Raw genomic sequence first — 15,209 nt, forward strand, 5'->3', positions numbered from 1 at the left:
TTGCTGCAGAAAGGCTGGATTTTGCAGCATTCCCGGACGTCGGTCACAACGCACCAAGTGGGAGTTTCCCCTGAGTTCTCGGAAGCGAAAAAGAGCCCGTCGTAACGGGTTCGCTCCCCACTGGCTGGGTCACCTGCTTAGGGGGCAAAAAGGCACGCTCGTCGGTCGGCGTGCTCTTGGGGACCAGCGCGAAGCCCGAGAGGGAGAGGAGGCACAATCCGCCGGCCAGAAGGCTCAAAATGCGACCTGTAGTGACTCTCATGACGCTCATGGCGGACCCGTGTGTTTGCTGAGACGCAGTTGCGAGGAGCGGGCCCGGTGTAATCGTCGGATGAGAGGAGAGGTTGCACGAACGGGGCATATGATTGGCTTACAACTCTGTCAGACGGAGTCCAGCGCGGGGGCAGAGGTCAATCTCAGAGAACTGCCTTTCGTAAGGAGGAACCCAGCATCTATTCTGAGGCTCAAACGGCTTTATATGTAACGATGTCGTTACCGCAGAAACTCTGTATCATACTACAACCCATAGGAGCAAATGCGCAGTCTGACGACTCGACGCCCAAACCGACCATGAAACGAAAGCAGGCAGTGTTCGACGTGCCGGACATGAAGTGCAGCGGCTGCGCAGAGCGCGTGCAGTCGGTCCTCGGTCGCCTGGAGGGCGTGCAGTCCGCCTCTGCCGACCTGGAGGCGAAGACGGCGACGGCGGACTACGACGCGGATACGACAACGCCGGACGCGATTCTCGAGGCGATCGAGGAGGCCGGGTACTCTCCGACGCGCACCTGACCAGGCAGGCCCATCGCGCTCTCCCACCAACCCCGGAGTTCATCATGCCCACGACGCTCGCGGAGGAAACCAAAGACCGCCTGTTTCAGGACGAGCCGACCGGAGACAACGGCTATCGACGTCTTCGCACCCGCATCGACGGGATGCACTGCTCCCTCTGCACGGGGACGATCGAACAGGCCCTCGGCGAGCAGAAGGGCGTGGGCAAGGTGGCCGTGAGCCTCACCCATGAGCAGGCCCTTGTCGAGTACGACCCGAAGCAGATTGGGCCTGACGTGCTCGTGGGGACGCTCCGGGACGTTGGGTACGCGATCGCCGACCCGCGGAAGACCCGGCCGTTTGAGGAGCAGGAGGCGAAGCTCGCCTACGAAGGGCGCCGCTTCTTCGCGGCCATTGCCCTGAGCCTGGCGACAGTGGCCCTGATCGCCAATCCGGGGGCGCTGCGGTCGTTCGGGCTGTCGGCGGCCGTCTTTCTGAGCTTCGTGGCCTTCGGGTACCTCGTGCTGCGGGGCACGGGCAACAGGGTCGCCGTCGGGGGCAGCGCCGGACTGGCCGTGCTTGGGGGTGGCCTGTTTGCCCTGCGGCAGACGGGCGTCATCGGGGCGGCCGTGCCCTGGATCGTCGGAGGGTTTGCTGTTGCCATGGTATTCGGATTGGCCCTGCCCATTCTAAAGAAAGCGGCCCAGGCCCTCCGGCGCGGCATTCTCAACCAGCACGTGCTCGTGGAAATGGGCGCCTTTGCCGGCCTGATCGGGGGCACGATCGGGCTGGCGACGAACCTGCCGGGGTTCCCCTCGGCGGCGTTTTTTGCCGTGTCGGTGATGGTGCTCACCTACCACATTTTTTCGGAGTGGCTGGCCCTCATCGTGCAGACCCGAAGCGCACAGTCGGTCAAAAAGCTCCTCGACCTCCAGCCCGACACCGCGTGGGTTCTGCGGGACGGTGAGGAGGCAGAGGTGCCTGTCGAAGAGATCGTGACGGGCGATCGGGTACGCATCCGCCCCGGCGAGAAGGTGCCGGTCGACGGCGTCGTCCTTGAGGGCCGATCGGGCGTCGACGAGTCGCTGGTCACCGGCGAGCCGATGCCGGAGGAAAAGACCGAGGGCGACGAGGTAATTGGCGGCTCGATCAACCAGACCGGGACGCTGCTGGTGGAGGTAATGGCCACCGGGGACGAGAGCTTCTTAGAGCAGGTGGCCCGCCAGATCGAGGAGGCCCAGGCCCTGAAGCCCGGCCTGCTGCACCTCGTCGACCGGATGCTTCGGATCTACACCCCGACCGTGCTCACGCTTGCCGTGCTCGCCGCGCTCGGCTGGGGGCTCGGCACGCTCTGGCTCACCGGGACGATCGGCGTAGAGCGCGCGCTGTTCGCAGGACTGAGCGTGCTGGTGATGGGCTATCCGTGTGCAGTGGGCATCTCGGCGCCGCTCTCCATCGTGCGCGGGGCGGGCGAGGCGGCGGACAAGGGCATTCTCATGCGCACGGGCGAGTCATTTCAGGCGCTTCGCGCCGCCGGGCACGTGGTCCTGGATAAGACCGGGACGATCACCGAAGGGACCCCCACCGTCCAGGACTACGTGCCGAGCGGCGATACGAGTGCCGATGATCTGCTTGCGGCCGCCGCCGCGGTGGAAGCCCGCTCGGAGCATCCGCTGGCCGAGGCGGTCGTGGACGCCGCCCGTGAGCGGGACCTGTCGTGGCCGGAGGCCGAGGATTTTTCGTCGGTCACGGGAAAGGGCGTTGAGGCCCGGGTCGACGGCACCCGCATACGGGTCGGCAGCCTGCAGTACCTGGCCGAGACTGAATCGGTGGACATCGGGGCCCACCGCGAGCAGATCACAGCGTTTCAGGAGCGGGGCATGACGGTCATCGGCGTGGCCTGGGAGAGGGCGCTCCGCGGCCTGCTGGCCATCGGCGATCCGCTGAAGGACGACGCGAAGGAAGCCATCGACCGTCTCCACGCGGCTGGCCTCGATACGCACCTCCTGACCGGTGACACCGAGCGCACTGCCCGGGCGATTGCCGAGGAGGTGGGCATCGGCTCTATCCGTGCCGAGGTCCTTCCCGACGAGAAGGCCGAGCACCTGCGTTCAATGCAGGAGGAAGGCTCCCGGGTCGTGATGGTGGGCGACGGCATCAACGACGCCCCGGCCCTCATGCAGGCGGACGTGGGCATTGCCCTGGGCACCGGCACTGACATTGCCGTCGAGTCGGCCGACGTCATTATCATGACCGACCGCCTCACCGCCCTCCACGACGCCTACGAAATTAGCCGGTGGGGCTACCGCAAGATGACCCAGAACGTGGCACTGGCGTTTCTCTTCAACGGGGTCGGCATTCCGATCGCCGCTACCGGCCTTCTCCATCCGGTGTGGGCGATGGTCGCGATGGCCGCGAGCGTCTCGTCGATTTTCGTAAACTCCCTCTGGGGCCGAGGGGACCTCTTTACCGACACGATTCGAAGCGTTGGTCAGCCTCTATCAAAAGACGCGGCCCTTTCCTGATGAGTGCTCTGCTTCCTCCTGCGAAACCTCAATGATCTGCTGCCTCCGTTTCGCCCAATTTGAGAGCGCCTGCCTCATGGCCGGAGTGCTTTGGCTTTGCCTGACGTCCCCGGCCGTGGGACAGGGCGGGCATGGACCCGCCTTCGGGCTCGCCACCCCGACCCTCCCGCAGGGCGGATGGAACTACAACGCGACCCTGATGTCGGTAGAAACCGGCGAACGCGGCCTCATGACGCGCCAGTCCCTCTGGTACGGGCTCACCGAGCACCTGCAGCTTAACGCCTCGGTACCAGTCGTACTCCGGTCGGGTCCTTCCGTGCCCACGACGCGGGGTGGGACCATGATGGGTGGGCTCTCTTCGATGGAGGTCTCCGCCTACTGGCGGTTTCACCGGCAGTACCTGGGCGTCGGGAAGCGATTCGAGTCGACGCTGCTCGTCGGTGGTCTGTATCCGATCCGGAACTATAGCGAGGGCCGCCGCTCCGGCCCCGGCGTTCACCTTGCCGCCGTGACCGGATATGCCTCGCGCTCGGTCTACGGCTGGGCCGGAGGCGGCTACCAGCACTACGTGCCCAGTGAGGGGGCCCGCCCGGGCGATCTGCGGTATGGAAGCCTGGTTATAGGCTGGCGCCCGGGCTATTTTCGCAGGCCGTCCACGCCGGACTGGCGCCTCTTCGCCGAGGCGCTCGGCGAAAGCGTAGGGCCGGAGCGACGAGAGGGGGTGGCCGTAAGCGGTACCGGCGGTGAGAAGGTTTTCGTGGGGCCCACCACCCTGGGGCTCTACGGGGCGTGGGGCCTGAGCGCCGGCGCGTTGTTTCCGCTCTACCAGGACGTGCCTCCGACAAGGGAAGAAGGTCCGCGACTGATGCTAAACTTTACGTACTGGTTCTAACCATCTGGTTCGAACCGTCCGCGGCTCGCGCAACTGCCAAAAAACGCCCGCAACGCACCGCCATGAGATCATTTAATCCCCGAACGGTCGCCCTTCTCGTGCTCTTCACCGTAGGGGGAGGGCTGGTCCTTCCCGCCCAGGCGCAGCTTCAGAAGATCGAGCAAACGATCTTTGGCATGGACTGCGCCCCCTGTGCCCACGCGATGGAGCAGAGCATCGGCTCGATGGACGGGGTCGAGGCCGTTTCAGTAAGCCTGAACAACGGGCTGGCGACCATCGACTTGTCCACGACGAACGCCCTCGAATATGAAAACATTCGGAAGGCCATTGCGAACGGCGGCTTTTCCGCGAGGAAGGCAACCCTCAAAGTCAGGGGGACGCTCCGGAGGCAGGGAGACCGGTGGGTCCTGGAGACCCCCACCGGCGAACAATTTGTGCTTCAGTCCAGCGCCAAGGAGGGCAGGGAAAAGGCCGCGTTCCAGGACCTGCATCCCAACCGACAGGTGATCGTGAGCGGGCAGGTCCCCGCCTCGCCCGAAACCGAGGGCCCCCGCTGGCCTCTGCGCCTCCATCAGGTTCGCTCCGCCACGTAAGTCGAGGCCAGTGCTTTCCATTTGAACAATCTCTGACCAATCCCCACGGGTAGTCCCGATGCTTCATCGAATCGTATCTTTCCCGCTTCCGTCCCTTTCTGGCCCTGCAGTTGCCGCCGGACTGCTGCTTCTTCTGCTTCCTCCGGCCGCCTCGGCCCAGCAGTCGTCTCAGGCCGTCCAGGTCCCCGACACGGCCGACGCCGTCGTCCAGGTTCGGGGCATGGCGTGCTCCGCCTGCGCGCGCCGGATGAAGAGGGCGCTCGAGGACGTGGACGGAGTCGACCGGGCCACGGTTCTTCTCAAGAAGCAGGACGTACTGCTTACGCTTAGCGCCCAGAAGACCCCGTCCGAGAAAATCCTCCGAGAGGCAGTGACAAGTGCCGGCTACGAGTTCCGAGGGGCCCTGTTCGCGAGAGAGGAGCAGACGGAAGAGTCAAGCGGATAGGCCCTGTCCCCGAGAAGCAATCAAGATCTGCGACATAGCCAGCGGGCCACTGTCCGATGGAATACGCTGAGCAAGATGCCGACGCGCCCGACAGCTGGCGCCAGAGCGTGGCGAATTTCCTGGCTCTCTTCACGAGCACAGGAACGCTCATCTGCTGCGCCTTGCCGTCGGCCCTGGCGGCTCTCGCCGGCGGCTCGGCTGTCGTCTCGCTCATTTCAGCGGTGCCGTGGCTCGTGCCGCTCTCGCAGAACAAAGAGTGGATCTTCCTGGGAGCCGGGCTTATGATCGCGCTGAGCGCATTTCTCACCTTTCGGCCGAAAGGCACGGTTGCGTGCACGATTGCGGGGGGAGAAGGCTGCCGCGTGGCCAGCCGGTTTCAGAAGGGACTGTTTTGGCTTTCGGCGGGCATTTACGGGATCGGGGGGTTTTTTGCCTACGGTCTCCTTCCGGTGATGAGGCTTTTTGGCGCCTGAGGCCCCGTTGACGGGACCGCTCGAGAAGCAGGCTTTGCGCGGCTTCCAAGCCCAGATCGTACAGACTCCCTCATGGTTGGGCTGTCCGCTCCATTTTACCTCCACGTAGCACTCTGGGCCGCCGGGCTCCACGGCGTCTGGGAGTACGGGCAGGTGATACCGTTCTACCGCTGCTGGGGCCGCTGGACAACGTGGCAGCGGATCTGGATTCTTCCGGCCGCTACGCTGGGGGACGCCGTCGCCTCGATCGCCTTCGCTGCCGGAACGGCCGCGCTTCTTGGCCCATCGGCAGTCCGGCCGCTCAGTCTTCCGGGGGCATCGATGCTTCTCGGGCTGGGACTGGGGGGAGGCGTTCTTTTCGAGACCGTGGCCCTGAACCTCGACTTTTGGCGGTACAAAGAGGCAATGCCCACGCTCCGGATCGCCGGGCACGACCTGGGCCTCGCCCCTGTACTTCAGATGACCGTGTTGCCGGTTCTCTCAATCTGGATTGCCGGCTGATTGGCTTGTAGTGGCTCAGAACTGCTCATTATCCAACACCCTTTCAGCCATGGACGGCATGACCCGCGGCGAGGTGGCCGAGAAGGCCGACGTCAATCCCGAAACCCTCCGTTACTACGAGCGGGAGAACCTCATCCCGAAGCCGCCCCGCTCGGACGGGGGCTTTCGTCTCTACGACGAGAGCTACGTAGGGCGGCTCCGCTTCATCCGGCGGGCGAAGGAGCTCGGCTTTACGCTGGCCGAAATCCGAGAGCTGCTGGACCTGCGCGTCGATGAGGAGGCGACGTGCCGGGACGTTCGGGGCCGGGCAGAGGCGAAAATCGAGGAGGTAGAGGCAAAGATCGAGGACCTGCGGCGGATTCGAGACGCCCTGACCACGCTGGCCGACGCCTGCCGGGAGCAGGGCGGCCCGATGAGCGAGTGCCCGATTCTCGACGCCTTGGAACGCCAGTCGGGAGCAAGCGGCCTCTCGGCCTCCTCTCTGCGTTCGGAGGAGGAATCGAATTCGTAAGCCAGCCTCCGGCAACGATCGACTCCGGTCGGAGCCCTCGTTCTTTTCCGCGACGAACCATCTGGCGCAGGCGCTATGAGCACACCGAGCGACACCGATACGAACTGGAGCCTGGCCGCGGCCCTCGGGGCTGCGCTTGGGGCCTCCGCCTGCTGCACGATCCCGCTTGCGCTGGTGAGCCTGGGGATCGGTGGGGCGTGGATCGGCGGTCTCACGGCGCTGGCCCCGTACCGATGGCTCTTCGTAGGTCTGGCCATCGCCGCCCTGGCCTACGCCGGGTACAACGAGTGGCGGCTCAGCCAGCAGCCAGGCTGTGACTGCCCGACGATCTTCTCCTCACGGGCGCGCCGCTCCGTGCTCGGGCTCGGGGCACTTGCGGTGTTGGTCCTCGTCGCGAGTCCCTGGCTGCTCGGCGTCTCGACCAGCAGTACGACCCAGCAGGCACAGGCTACGACGGCTGGATCGGGGCAGAGAGGAGCCTCGGCCACGCCTACGTCGTTTCGGCAAGTCGTCCTGGAGGTGGAAGGGATGACCTGCGCGGCGTGCCCTCGGGCCGTTAAAACGGCGCTGAAGGGAGTCGACGGTGTGTACAGCGTTGAGGCAACTCTTAAGCCGCCCGAAGCGGTTGTCCGCTTCGATCCGAAGACGGTCTCGGTGGAGGATCTGACCAAAGCCACCGCAGGCGCCGGGTTCCCCTCGTCGCCGAAATCCCCCTCCTAACGTCCCGATTCCATGCCCAAACTCTCCATCGAACTCACGTCCACGATCACCTGTCCAGAGTGCGACCGGGAAACGGAGGTGGAGATGCCCACCGAAAGCTGCCAATTCTTCTGGGAGTGCCCAGTGTGCGAGGCGGTGCTCCGGGCGGACGAGGGGGACTGCTGTGTCTTCTGCTCGTATGGGACGGTGCCCTGCCCATCGGTTCAACGGCAAGATGAGGCCTGCTGCTAAGCCCCCGGTGTGACAGATACCCGTCGAGTCCTCTCGCTTGAGGCGTGTGGTCCCTTCGCGTGGAAGGCAGTCTCTACCTTACTCAAAAACGATCATCCTTTTCTGCAATGGCGATAACCTGCCAACTCGTGCCGATTTACATAATTGCCGACGGCTGATGGCACCGCTGCCGTTTTGAATTGTGGAATCGGTCTGAAGCAGGCTTTTATCTCATCACAAGCCCGCCGTCTACGATCAGATTCTGTCCAGTGATGGCGCGAGAACGGGGAGAGGCCATCATGAGAACGGCGTCGGCCACCTCCTCCGGCGTAGTTACTTGGCCACGGGGCGTGTTCTGGGCGATGAGGTCGAATACCTCGTCGGGCGTTGCGGCGCTGGCATCGGTGGTGTCGAGGAGGCCCCCAGACACCATGTTGACGGTGATGTTCTTTCCTCCCAGCTCACTGGCCATGTTGCGCACGGAGCCGAGCAGTGCGGCCTTGCTCGTGGTGTAGTCGTGGTATGGGACGACAGGGTCTTGCACGAGGTTCGAGCCGATGGCTACGAAACGCCCCTCCTCTGCCGTCTCCATGCCGGGCAGGGCGGCCTGCAGGAGGTGGAGGGCTCCTCGCACCGAGCCGTCGATTTGCGCCTGGTAATCGGACCAATCGATGGCATCGGCCTCCGGACGGTCGGCAGGGTCGAAGCGGAAGTCTACGAGGGCGTTGTGGACGACTGTGGTAACCGGATCCCCGAAATACTCGGCCGCCGCATCGACCATTTCAGCGACAGCGTCCGGGTCGCGAATATCGGCCTGGTAAGAGAGCGCGTCCCCGGAGCCGTCCATGTCAGCGATAGCAGTGGCTAACTCTTGTGCGGCGGTGTCGCTCTGGTGATAGTTCACGACAACGCGGGACCCTTCACGACCGAAAGCACGGGCGATGGCTGCCCCGAGACCACGGCTGGCGCCGGAGATGAGGACGACTTGTTCTTCGAGAGACAGCATGACAAATCAGAGCTTCGTTCAAGGGCGAATGAACGAAGCCAGGGGCCATCCAGCCGGGAACCATCCAAGAGGCGGTCGGATGGCGCGTGACCCGGATGGCGGCGCGGACGTGTGGCCAGCGAGACGATCGCGACAGGACTGCTGGCGGATCGCGATGGCTTTCCTGCGCCGGTACGAGCCGGATCAGGTTCGAGGAGTGTGGTCTCAGCCCGAGCGCCGGGCACCCCCAGCTTCACTTTGTACGATTGCTTAATGAAGCCGAACGCTATGGGAATTACAACGACGGTGGCTTTCGTGCAGTTGCCCCGTGCCGAGAGCGAGAAAAAAGAGGAATCCTCACGTGGCGGGTACGTCTTCAATGAGATGTTTCAAAAACGGTGGTTTTTGAAGCAAAATACTGGCGTCCTTCCTAAGCCTCGTCTTCGGCCTGGTTTACGGGGCCCTCCTCCTGTCTCTCCCTGAGCGCTTCTCGGGCGGTTGGAGGGGAGCAGTCGGCGTGGGGGTCGGGTGGGGCGCTCTACTTTGGCTGGTTGCGGCCGGGATCGTTATGCCGCTTTGGCTAAACCTCGTCGGCGTTCCGGCCCAGATGCCGAACCTGGGCCTGCATGGCCTCGAGGCCCACGTCGTCTGGGGCGCGGCACTGGGCCTGGGGTATGAGGCAAGTCGGCGATGGGTCTTTCAGGCCAGTCCAGATGAGAGCTGGGGGACTGGGCGCTGGGAAGCAAGCCCCTGGAAGTAGGCTGTTCGTAGAGGGATCTCGAATCCGGCCGATTCGGTCGGCAGAGAGTTGGGTTTTGAAAAGGCCGATTCAATGCGGACCGCGACGCGGGGAGGGCGGCTCGAACTCAAAGGTGCCCGTCTCGATCATCTTGAGGATCTGCCCAATGGTCGGGCGGTCGCCCCAGAAGGTTCCGACGTGGGCCAGCCGGACGGTGCCCTCCGGGTCGATGATCACGGTGGTGGGCCGGTTGACCTGTTCGGAATGGACGGCATACTGCCACGGGTCGATGCCGTACCGGAGCCCGACCGCGGCGCCCCGGTCCACCAGGTGGGGCCACCAGATCTCGTCGGGGTACCGGTCGTGCGGATGGCCCCCAGGCAGATCCTCGGCAAACCAGTACGACGGGCGGAGCTCCTTGCCTTCCATCACGCGGCAGCGGTAGCGGTCGTGGCACTCCAGGGTGGCGACCTTTGCGCCCAGCTCCCGGAACCGCTCTTCCCGGTCGATCAGCCCGTGAAATTCTTTATGACAAACGGGACACCAGTCGGCGAACACCCAGATTAGAACCACAAACCCGTCCCCGAGAGCGCCCGAGAGAGCCCACGGCGTTCCCTCCGTATCCTCAAGAGTGAAGCCCGGCGCCGGGTCTCCTTCCCGGACGCGCCCAAAGGTGGATTCGTCTATGGCGGCAAAGGCCTCCGCCACGGCCGGCTCCGCGGGCTTGTTCTTGCGGATCCGGTCGAGGGCCACCGCGCACTGGTGCCGTACGTCCCTGTGCTCTTCGGTCTCCAACGGCCCGGCAACCGCCTCGCTCGGCGCCCCGACCTGCCCAAGCGCGATCGCCGCCTGGGAGCGGACCACCGGCTCGGGGTCGCCGCGGAGGAGGCGGCTCAGGGCCTCGGTGGCGGACTCTTCTCCGAGGATGCCGAGGGCCGCTGCCGCGAGGTGGCGAACGTGCTCGTCGTCTCGCTCCAGAAGCGCCCGGACGGCCCGTGGACGCTCTCGGCCCTCGCGGACGAGGTCGCGCAGGGCCAGGGCGCGGACGCGCCAGTCGTCGTTTTGAAGATCTTCTACGCCGTCCTTCCACGTGTCGGGGTCGACGGTAAATCCGTTGTGGACGGGGGCAAATGAATGCCCACCGACGCGCTTGGCGACGGCCTCGGCGGATGCGGCATCAGTGCTCATACAGGCTCACGTCTCGACACAAGGGACAGGCCATTTAAAATTAGGCCTCATTCCCGACCAGGGGGTACCCGGCCCTCCGCCACCCCGCGTAGCCGTCCTCAAAGTCGAGCACGTTGGAGTAGCCCATCTCTTCGAGCTTCCGGGCCGCCTTCGGGGAGGCCTCGCAGTCAGCATTGGCGCAGTACACCACGATCGGCTCGTCCTTGTTCGGCACGAGGGTCTCTACGTTCTCCATTTCACCGACTGGGACGTTGATGGAGCCGGGAATGTGCTTCGCCTCGTGGGCCTCCCGGGGGAGCGCGTTGATGAGAACGGGGCGGCGGTCGCCTTCGAGCCTGCTTTTGAGCTCATCGGCGGAGATTGTCGTCAAAGCCTTTGGCATCGGCGGGTTGCGATTGGTGAGTGGAAAGCGCAGGGCCGAGGGCCTTCTCCAAAGAGACCCCAGCAAGATTCTCTGTCGAGGCAACGTCACCCTCCGTTACAGCGCCAACCGCGCTAAGAAACACCCTTCCCGCCAGTGGTTTCCACCATTGCTTTCAGGCCGTTATATTTGGTGTCCGCTCTTGGATAGAATTCAGCAATGGTCTTTCTCAACGGACGCGAGCCTGGCTGCAAGTCCCCCCGCGGGTTGATGTTGCTAGACCACCGGCGTAGAGAAGGGCCATGATCCGTTCGAGGCGACTCTGGCGGCTCTCCGATCGGTGGCTGCGCCGAAGCGAATATTCGCTGAGGTAGTGGTAGATGTTGCGCTCCGCGACTCCGCGGAACCCGTTCCACCACGGCCCCATGACCGACCATTCTGCCTCGGCGGTGTTGCAACATGCCCTGTCGTCGGTCACGTAGGTCTCTTCGTGATCGACGCTCCGGTGGTCGTAAGCTTCGCCTAGAAGGCCATATCCGCTGAAGTCGTCGGTGTCGATCCGGCTCCCTGGCTCCATGTGACGCCAGGCCGACTCGAAGAGGCTCTTCTGGTCGACTCCACGCCTGAGTTCAACCACACGAGCCCCGCCCTTCTTCCCCTCGCGCTCTACCCAAAGCACTGCAGGGGGGCGGTCGCCCTCCCAACTACCCCGTCCACGTTCGCTGAGCCCCCGCTCGCGGGCTTCTCGACCTCCGGCGGTCGTCTTGCCTTCTGGCTCGTCGCCTTCTGCTTTGTTGTTCTCCGCTTCGCCGCCTTTTGCCTCAGGATCTCCGGAGGCTAGCTCTCGCCCCTGTTGCCCCCCTTTCAAATGCACGTCGTCGGCTTCGACCTCTCCTGCAGGTGGCCCGAGCCACTCCTCCCGTCGCTCGTGGATAGCTTCTCGGATCACCTCCGACAAGCGACAGGCCGTCTTGTAGGTGTGGGGCAGGTCCTCCGCAATCGAATTGATCGAACGGTCCTTGTCCATCTGCTTAGGTCACGTAGACCCACACCGGGAGACCTACGTTCGCGTTCTCGATGAACGTCTCCGACCTGTCGGTAAACCAGCGCCCACACTCCTCGCACTCCTGGCGGTAGAGATGATCTCGGTACTCAGTGGTCCGAACGGCCACGTCTGAAGACCCGCACTCCACCTGTTCCGGCCCATCGGGCCAACGAAGTTGGCGCCAAGTCTCCGCGCAGTCCTCGGCGTCGGGCAAGAAGGACTCCTCACTCAAGGCCATAGCAAATCAGCGCGTGTCAATGCTTCGGGCTGAACGGGACGATTGGCACGATTTCAGGCAATGCGCGTTTCTACACAGGAGCGAAGACGATTTCGTAGCATCCCCAGTACCGGCAGGCTCCCTGCGCACTTCTTACTACCTTGGTCCTTGCTACATCGGGTTGTTATCACGTCAGATTGTTATCACGTCAGGGAGGTGTTCTTTGACGACGTCTCTTCCACCGAGGTGCCCTCCGCCGGACGGAGAATGACGAGGAGCCTCGTACCTTCTCCTTCCACGAGCCGCTCCTCGGCACTTGCGACTCGCCACCCGCGCCGTAGCCACGTTGCTACTGCCGGATGCTTGTCGATCGAATCCGGAGAACGATACGGCAACAGGAGAAGAAGAGCGCCCTGCGGAGGAGCCGACTCGCCAACCGGATTTCGGGGCGCTCGTGGGGTGGATTGCGAACCAGTTTCCGGCTGGCCGCCCGTCGGGGACTCGGGGCCATCTGAGGAATCAGGCGAGGACTGGGAGGTAGAACCCGACCGGTGGAGAGGCCGCGCCTTGTGGGAGGGGGAGGACATCGGCACTGTTCGGCTTTGAAAAAAAGCGGTGGGAGCCCATTTGCGGAAGCGCTTCCAAAAACGTCGCATCTGTTGGTGCGGCCTGATGGGAGCCGTTACACCCACCTGCACCGGTACCTGCACTGGCACCGCGTCTTTTCAACCCTGCAACCAGCATGGGCGGAGTCGGGCTGGACACAAGCAGTCTGGACGCAAGCAGTCTGAACACAGGCAGTCTGGACACGACGGTGTAGGTATATCCGCGTCGGTATACCTGTGTAGGCAGGCCCAGCGCAGAGCGAGGAGCCGGAACGGAACCAGCCCCGCAAGTCCTCCAGCCCCGCAAGTCCTCCCGCCCCGCAAGTCCTACGGGCCGCCCACGACCTTCCAATCGGTGGTTCCCTTCCGATCGGGACGGCTATCGCTTCGGGACGGCTATCGCTCGGTGAGAAGATCCTGGCGGACTGCCTCCGGTTTGGGGGAGTTCGATCAAAACGGGACTTCCGTTCAGCCACGGGCAGAATGATTCGATAAACTAATGTCTAGCGGGTATTCCTCCTACGAGAAGTCGACTGGAACGATTGACACGAAAAGATTCACTTTTTTACTTCCGGGTCGCTCTTCAGAGTCTCGGTTCATAGGAGTTCGGCGAGGTCCGCCTTCCGATTCAGGGAAGCCTTGCTGATCATCGGATCAAACTGCGTCCCGGCCTCCTCCTCAATCGTTTCGAAGGCAAACTCAACCGGCACGGCGTCTCGGTAGGGACGGTCGTGGGTCATGGCGTCGATGGTGTCGGCTACGGCCACGATGCGGGCCTCCAGGGGGATTTCCTCCCCCTCAATTCCGTCGGGGTATCCGTTTCCATCCCACTGTTCGTGATGATAACGGGCAATTTTCTCTACCATCCGAACAAGGTCGGACCGCCCCCCGGAAAGAAGGTCTGCCCCGATCGTCGTATGGGCTTTCATCTCCTCGTATTCGTCGTCGGTAAGCCGGCCAGACTTGAGTAAAATCTCATCGGGAATCCCGATCTTGCCGACGTCGTGGAGGGGCGCGGCCTTTTCAATTCGGTCCTGCCAGGCGGGGGACTGCTCTATCTCGGTGGCCAGCATTCTTGACATTTGCCCAACCCGCTGGATGTGCCGCCCGGTTTCGCAGTGTCGATGCTCAGCGGCACGTGCCAGTCGGCGAAGGGACTCGCGCCGAGTGCGCTCGATCTCTCGGCGGCGCCGACGCTGATCGGTGATGTCTCGGAGGGTCCCAACGATCGTCGTGACTAGCTTGTCGGACCGATGGGGCATGCCGTGAATCTCGATCCAGGTGCACGTCCCAACCTTCTCTTTGAGCGGAACCTCTACGCTGAAGGAGTCTTCCCGCTCAATCGCCTAGGTGATCTCGTCGCGGATCTCCTCTTGATCTGCGGGTCGTATCCGGCCAAAAAGCGCCTCCAGTCCCGAGAACTCTCCGCTGAGGCAGAGCATCCGACGTGCGCCTTCGGTCCAAAACACCTCCCACGCCTGGATGTCAAGCTCCCAGGCCCCCACGTCTGCCACCGTTTGTACACGCTGGAACAGGCTTCGGGTGCGCCTAAGCCGGTGTCGGGTCTTAAGAAGCTGTTCGTTCTGCCGGGCCCGCTCAATCGCCCGGCCAATCCCCTGGGCCACCAATTCTGCGGCCGCCCGTTCGGCCTCCGTAAAGGGCTCGTCCCGAGCCGTCCGGGACGCAAAACTGACGGTCCCGTACAGCCTTTCGCCGACGACAACTTTGGTTCCCAGATAGCAGGCCATCCCGGACTCTTCGTACGCCATGTCTTCGGCCCATCCCTCCGCCGGAGCATCGGCAATTGACTGCGTGTCCCCTTCCGCTAGTACTGTCCGGCAGTAGGTGTCCGACAACGAGGACTGACTCCCGGTCTGATTCGAGAGGCCGACCGCCTCGGTCACCGTATGGGTTCCGTCAGCCGGGTCGATACGGGCGAGTTGTCCGGCCTCTACCCCAAGCCGATCGACACCGATTCGAAGAAGGTCCTGAATCGTACTGCCTGTGTCGGCATCGTCCCGGGCAACAATCGCCCGAAGATGAGCCTCCCAGTCTTCATCTCGGCTGGACGGGGATGAAACCTGCGGATCGGACATTCCGGAATGGGCCTGCGGGTCGGCCATGTAGCGAAGCAGCGGGCGTTCATGTGGTCGCTCCCGTCACTGACGGAAGCAACCTCTCCAATGCTGCACAAGAGCGTGCGTGGTCACTGTGCGCTGCCTGAGCGTATAGCAGTGACGGAGGAGAGCGGCACGTTACGGAGAGCGTCCTGAAGATACTCCTCCCTCCTCAGCGTGCCCCGGATCGACGGAGAATTTCGGCTCGTCCCGCACTCCCCCCTTACGCTGAAGCTTGCTCCGTCGTCTTCGAGAACGACTCCAACAGCTGCGCCACGCCCCACGCCTGCGCCGGGGTGCCGCGGGGCGTGAAG

Annotated in this window: 18 protein-coding genes and 1 riboswitch; of the genes, 11 read left to right on the plus strand and 7 right to left on the minus strand. The window is 63.7% G+C overall.

Annotated features, from left to right (window positions below; all coding sequences use genetic code 11):
* Positions 1 to 570: 570 nt before the first annotated feature.
* The 10 genes from ABEL04_RS14210 (at position 571) to ABEL04_RS14255 (ending at position 7,659) form a co-directional block, all read left to right on the plus strand.
* Positions 571 to 789, plus strand: a complete 219-nt coding sequence (locus ABEL04_RS14210) for a heavy-metal-associated domain-containing protein (protein WP_375803056.1) — start codon at positions 571 to 573, stop codon at positions 787 to 789.
* A gap of 44 nt (positions 790 to 833) precedes the next feature.
* A complete protein-coding gene (locus ABEL04_RS14215; protein ID WP_375803057.1) occupies positions 834 to 3,293 on the plus strand; it encodes a heavy metal translocating P-type ATPase in 2,460 nt (819 codons plus the stop codon).
* Between the two features lie 76 nt (positions 3,294 to 3,369).
* Positions 3,370 to 4,185, plus strand: coding sequence for a hypothetical protein (locus ABEL04_RS14220; RefSeq protein ID WP_375803058.1), 816 nt, complete (start codon positions 3,370 to 3,372; stop codon positions 4,183 to 4,185).
* Between the two features lie 62 nt (positions 4,186 to 4,247).
* On the plus strand, positions 4,248 to 4,778 hold the full coding sequence (locus tag ABEL04_RS14225; RefSeq protein WP_375803059.1) for a cation transporter: 531 nt from the start codon (positions 4,248 to 4,250) through the stop codon (positions 4,776 to 4,778).
* A gap of 58 nt (positions 4,779 to 4,836) precedes the next feature.
* Positions 4,837 to 5,223, plus strand: coding sequence for a heavy-metal-associated domain-containing protein (locus ABEL04_RS14230; RefSeq protein WP_375803060.1), 387 nt, complete (start codon positions 4,837 to 4,839; stop codon positions 5,221 to 5,223).
* A gap of 56 nt (positions 5,224 to 5,279) precedes the next feature.
* Positions 5,280 to 5,696: a hypothetical protein gene (locus ABEL04_RS14235; protein ID WP_375803061.1), complete on the plus strand. Its 417-nt coding sequence runs from the start codon at positions 5,280 to 5,282 to the stop codon at positions 5,694 to 5,696.
* Positions 5,697 to 5,768: 72 nt separating this feature from the next.
* The gene (locus ABEL04_RS14240) at positions 5,769 to 6,197 is read left to right on the plus strand and encodes a hypothetical protein (protein ID WP_375803062.1); all 429 of its coding nucleotides are present in this window, start codon (positions 5,769 to 5,771) and stop codon (positions 6,195 to 6,197) included.
* Between the two features lie 49 nt (positions 6,198 to 6,246).
* Positions 6,247 to 6,708 carry a heavy metal-responsive transcriptional regulator gene (locus ABEL04_RS14245; RefSeq protein WP_375803063.1) on the plus strand — a complete coding sequence of 154 codons (462 nt, stop codon included), beginning with the start codon at positions 6,247 to 6,249 and terminating at the stop codon, positions 6,706 to 6,708.
* A gap of 75 nt (positions 6,709 to 6,783) precedes the next feature.
* The gene (locus ABEL04_RS14250) at positions 6,784 to 7,428 is read left to right on the plus strand and encodes a mercuric transporter MerT family protein (RefSeq protein WP_375803064.1); all 645 of its coding nucleotides are present in this window, start codon (positions 6,784 to 6,786) and stop codon (positions 7,426 to 7,428) included.
* 12 nt (positions 7,429 to 7,440) lie between these two features.
* Positions 7,441 to 7,659 (plus strand): GDCCVxC domain-containing (seleno)protein, encoded by a 219-nt coding sequence (locus ABEL04_RS14255; RefSeq protein WP_375803065.1) that lies wholly within the window; start codon positions 7,441 to 7,443, stop codon positions 7,657 to 7,659.
* 205 nt (positions 7,660 to 7,864) lie between these two features.
* Here the strand turns inward: ABEL04_RS14255 and ABEL04_RS14260 are convergent, their stop codons facing one another.
* The gene (locus ABEL04_RS14260; protein WP_375803066.1) at positions 7,865 to 8,644 is read right to left on the minus strand and encodes a 3-oxoacyl-ACP reductase; all 780 of its coding nucleotides are present in this window, start codon (positions 8,642 to 8,644) and stop codon (positions 7,865 to 7,867) included.
* A gap of 143 nt (positions 8,645 to 8,787) precedes the next feature.
* Positions 8,788 to 8,882, minus strand: a riboswitch (TPP riboswitch).
* A 309-nt stretch (positions 8,883 to 9,191) separates the two neighbouring features.
* Here ABEL04_RS14260 and ABEL04_RS14265 point away from each other — a divergent pair.
* Positions 9,192 to 9,383, plus strand: coding sequence for a hypothetical protein (locus tag ABEL04_RS14265; protein WP_375803067.1), 192 nt, complete (start codon positions 9,192 to 9,194; stop codon positions 9,381 to 9,383).
* Positions 9,384 to 9,452: 69 nt separating this feature from the next.
* On the opposite strand, the gene ABEL04_RS14270 is transcribed toward ABEL04_RS14265, so the two are convergent.
* The 6 genes from ABEL04_RS14270 to ABEL04_RS14295 all read right to left on the minus strand — a co-directional run bounded on the left by ABEL04_RS14270 (position 9,453) and on the right by ABEL04_RS14295 (position 14,901).
* On the minus strand, positions 9,453 to 10,550 hold the full coding sequence (locus tag ABEL04_RS14270) for a redoxin domain-containing protein (protein WP_375803068.1): 1,098 nt from the start codon (positions 10,548 to 10,550) through the stop codon (positions 9,453 to 9,455).
* Positions 10,551 to 10,590: 40 nt separating this feature from the next.
* Complete coding sequence (locus tag ABEL04_RS14275; protein ID WP_375803069.1) at positions 10,591 to 10,932, minus strand: rhodanese-like domain-containing protein; 342 nt, start codon at positions 10,930 to 10,932, stop codon at positions 10,591 to 10,593.
* A gap of 208 nt (positions 10,933 to 11,140) precedes the next feature.
* Positions 11,141 to 11,938, minus strand: coding sequence for an IS1595 family transposase (locus tag ABEL04_RS14280; protein WP_375803070.1), 798 nt, complete (start codon positions 11,936 to 11,938; stop codon positions 11,141 to 11,143).
* A 4-nt stretch (positions 11,939 to 11,942) separates the two neighbouring features.
* Positions 11,943 to 12,194 (minus strand): hypothetical protein, encoded by a 252-nt coding sequence (locus tag ABEL04_RS14285; RefSeq protein ID WP_375803071.1) that lies wholly within the window; start codon positions 12,192 to 12,194, stop codon positions 11,943 to 11,945.
* Positions 12,195 to 13,374: 1,180 nt separating this feature from the next.
* Positions 13,375 to 14,040: an HD-GYP domain-containing protein gene (locus ABEL04_RS14290; protein ID WP_375803072.1), complete on the minus strand. Its 666-nt coding sequence runs from the start codon at positions 14,038 to 14,040 to the stop codon at positions 13,375 to 13,377.
* A gap of 84 nt (positions 14,041 to 14,124) precedes the next feature.
* A complete protein-coding gene (locus ABEL04_RS14295; RefSeq protein WP_375803073.1) occupies positions 14,125 to 14,901 on the minus strand; it encodes a GAF domain-containing protein in 777 nt (258 codons plus the stop codon).
* Positions 14,902 to 15,209 lie beyond the last annotated feature (308 nt).

This window comes from Salinibacter sp. (assembly GCF_042218895.1).
In the GTDB taxonomy this organism is placed as follows: Bacteria; Bacteroidota; Rhodothermia; order Rhodothermales; family Salinibacteraceae; genus Salinibacter.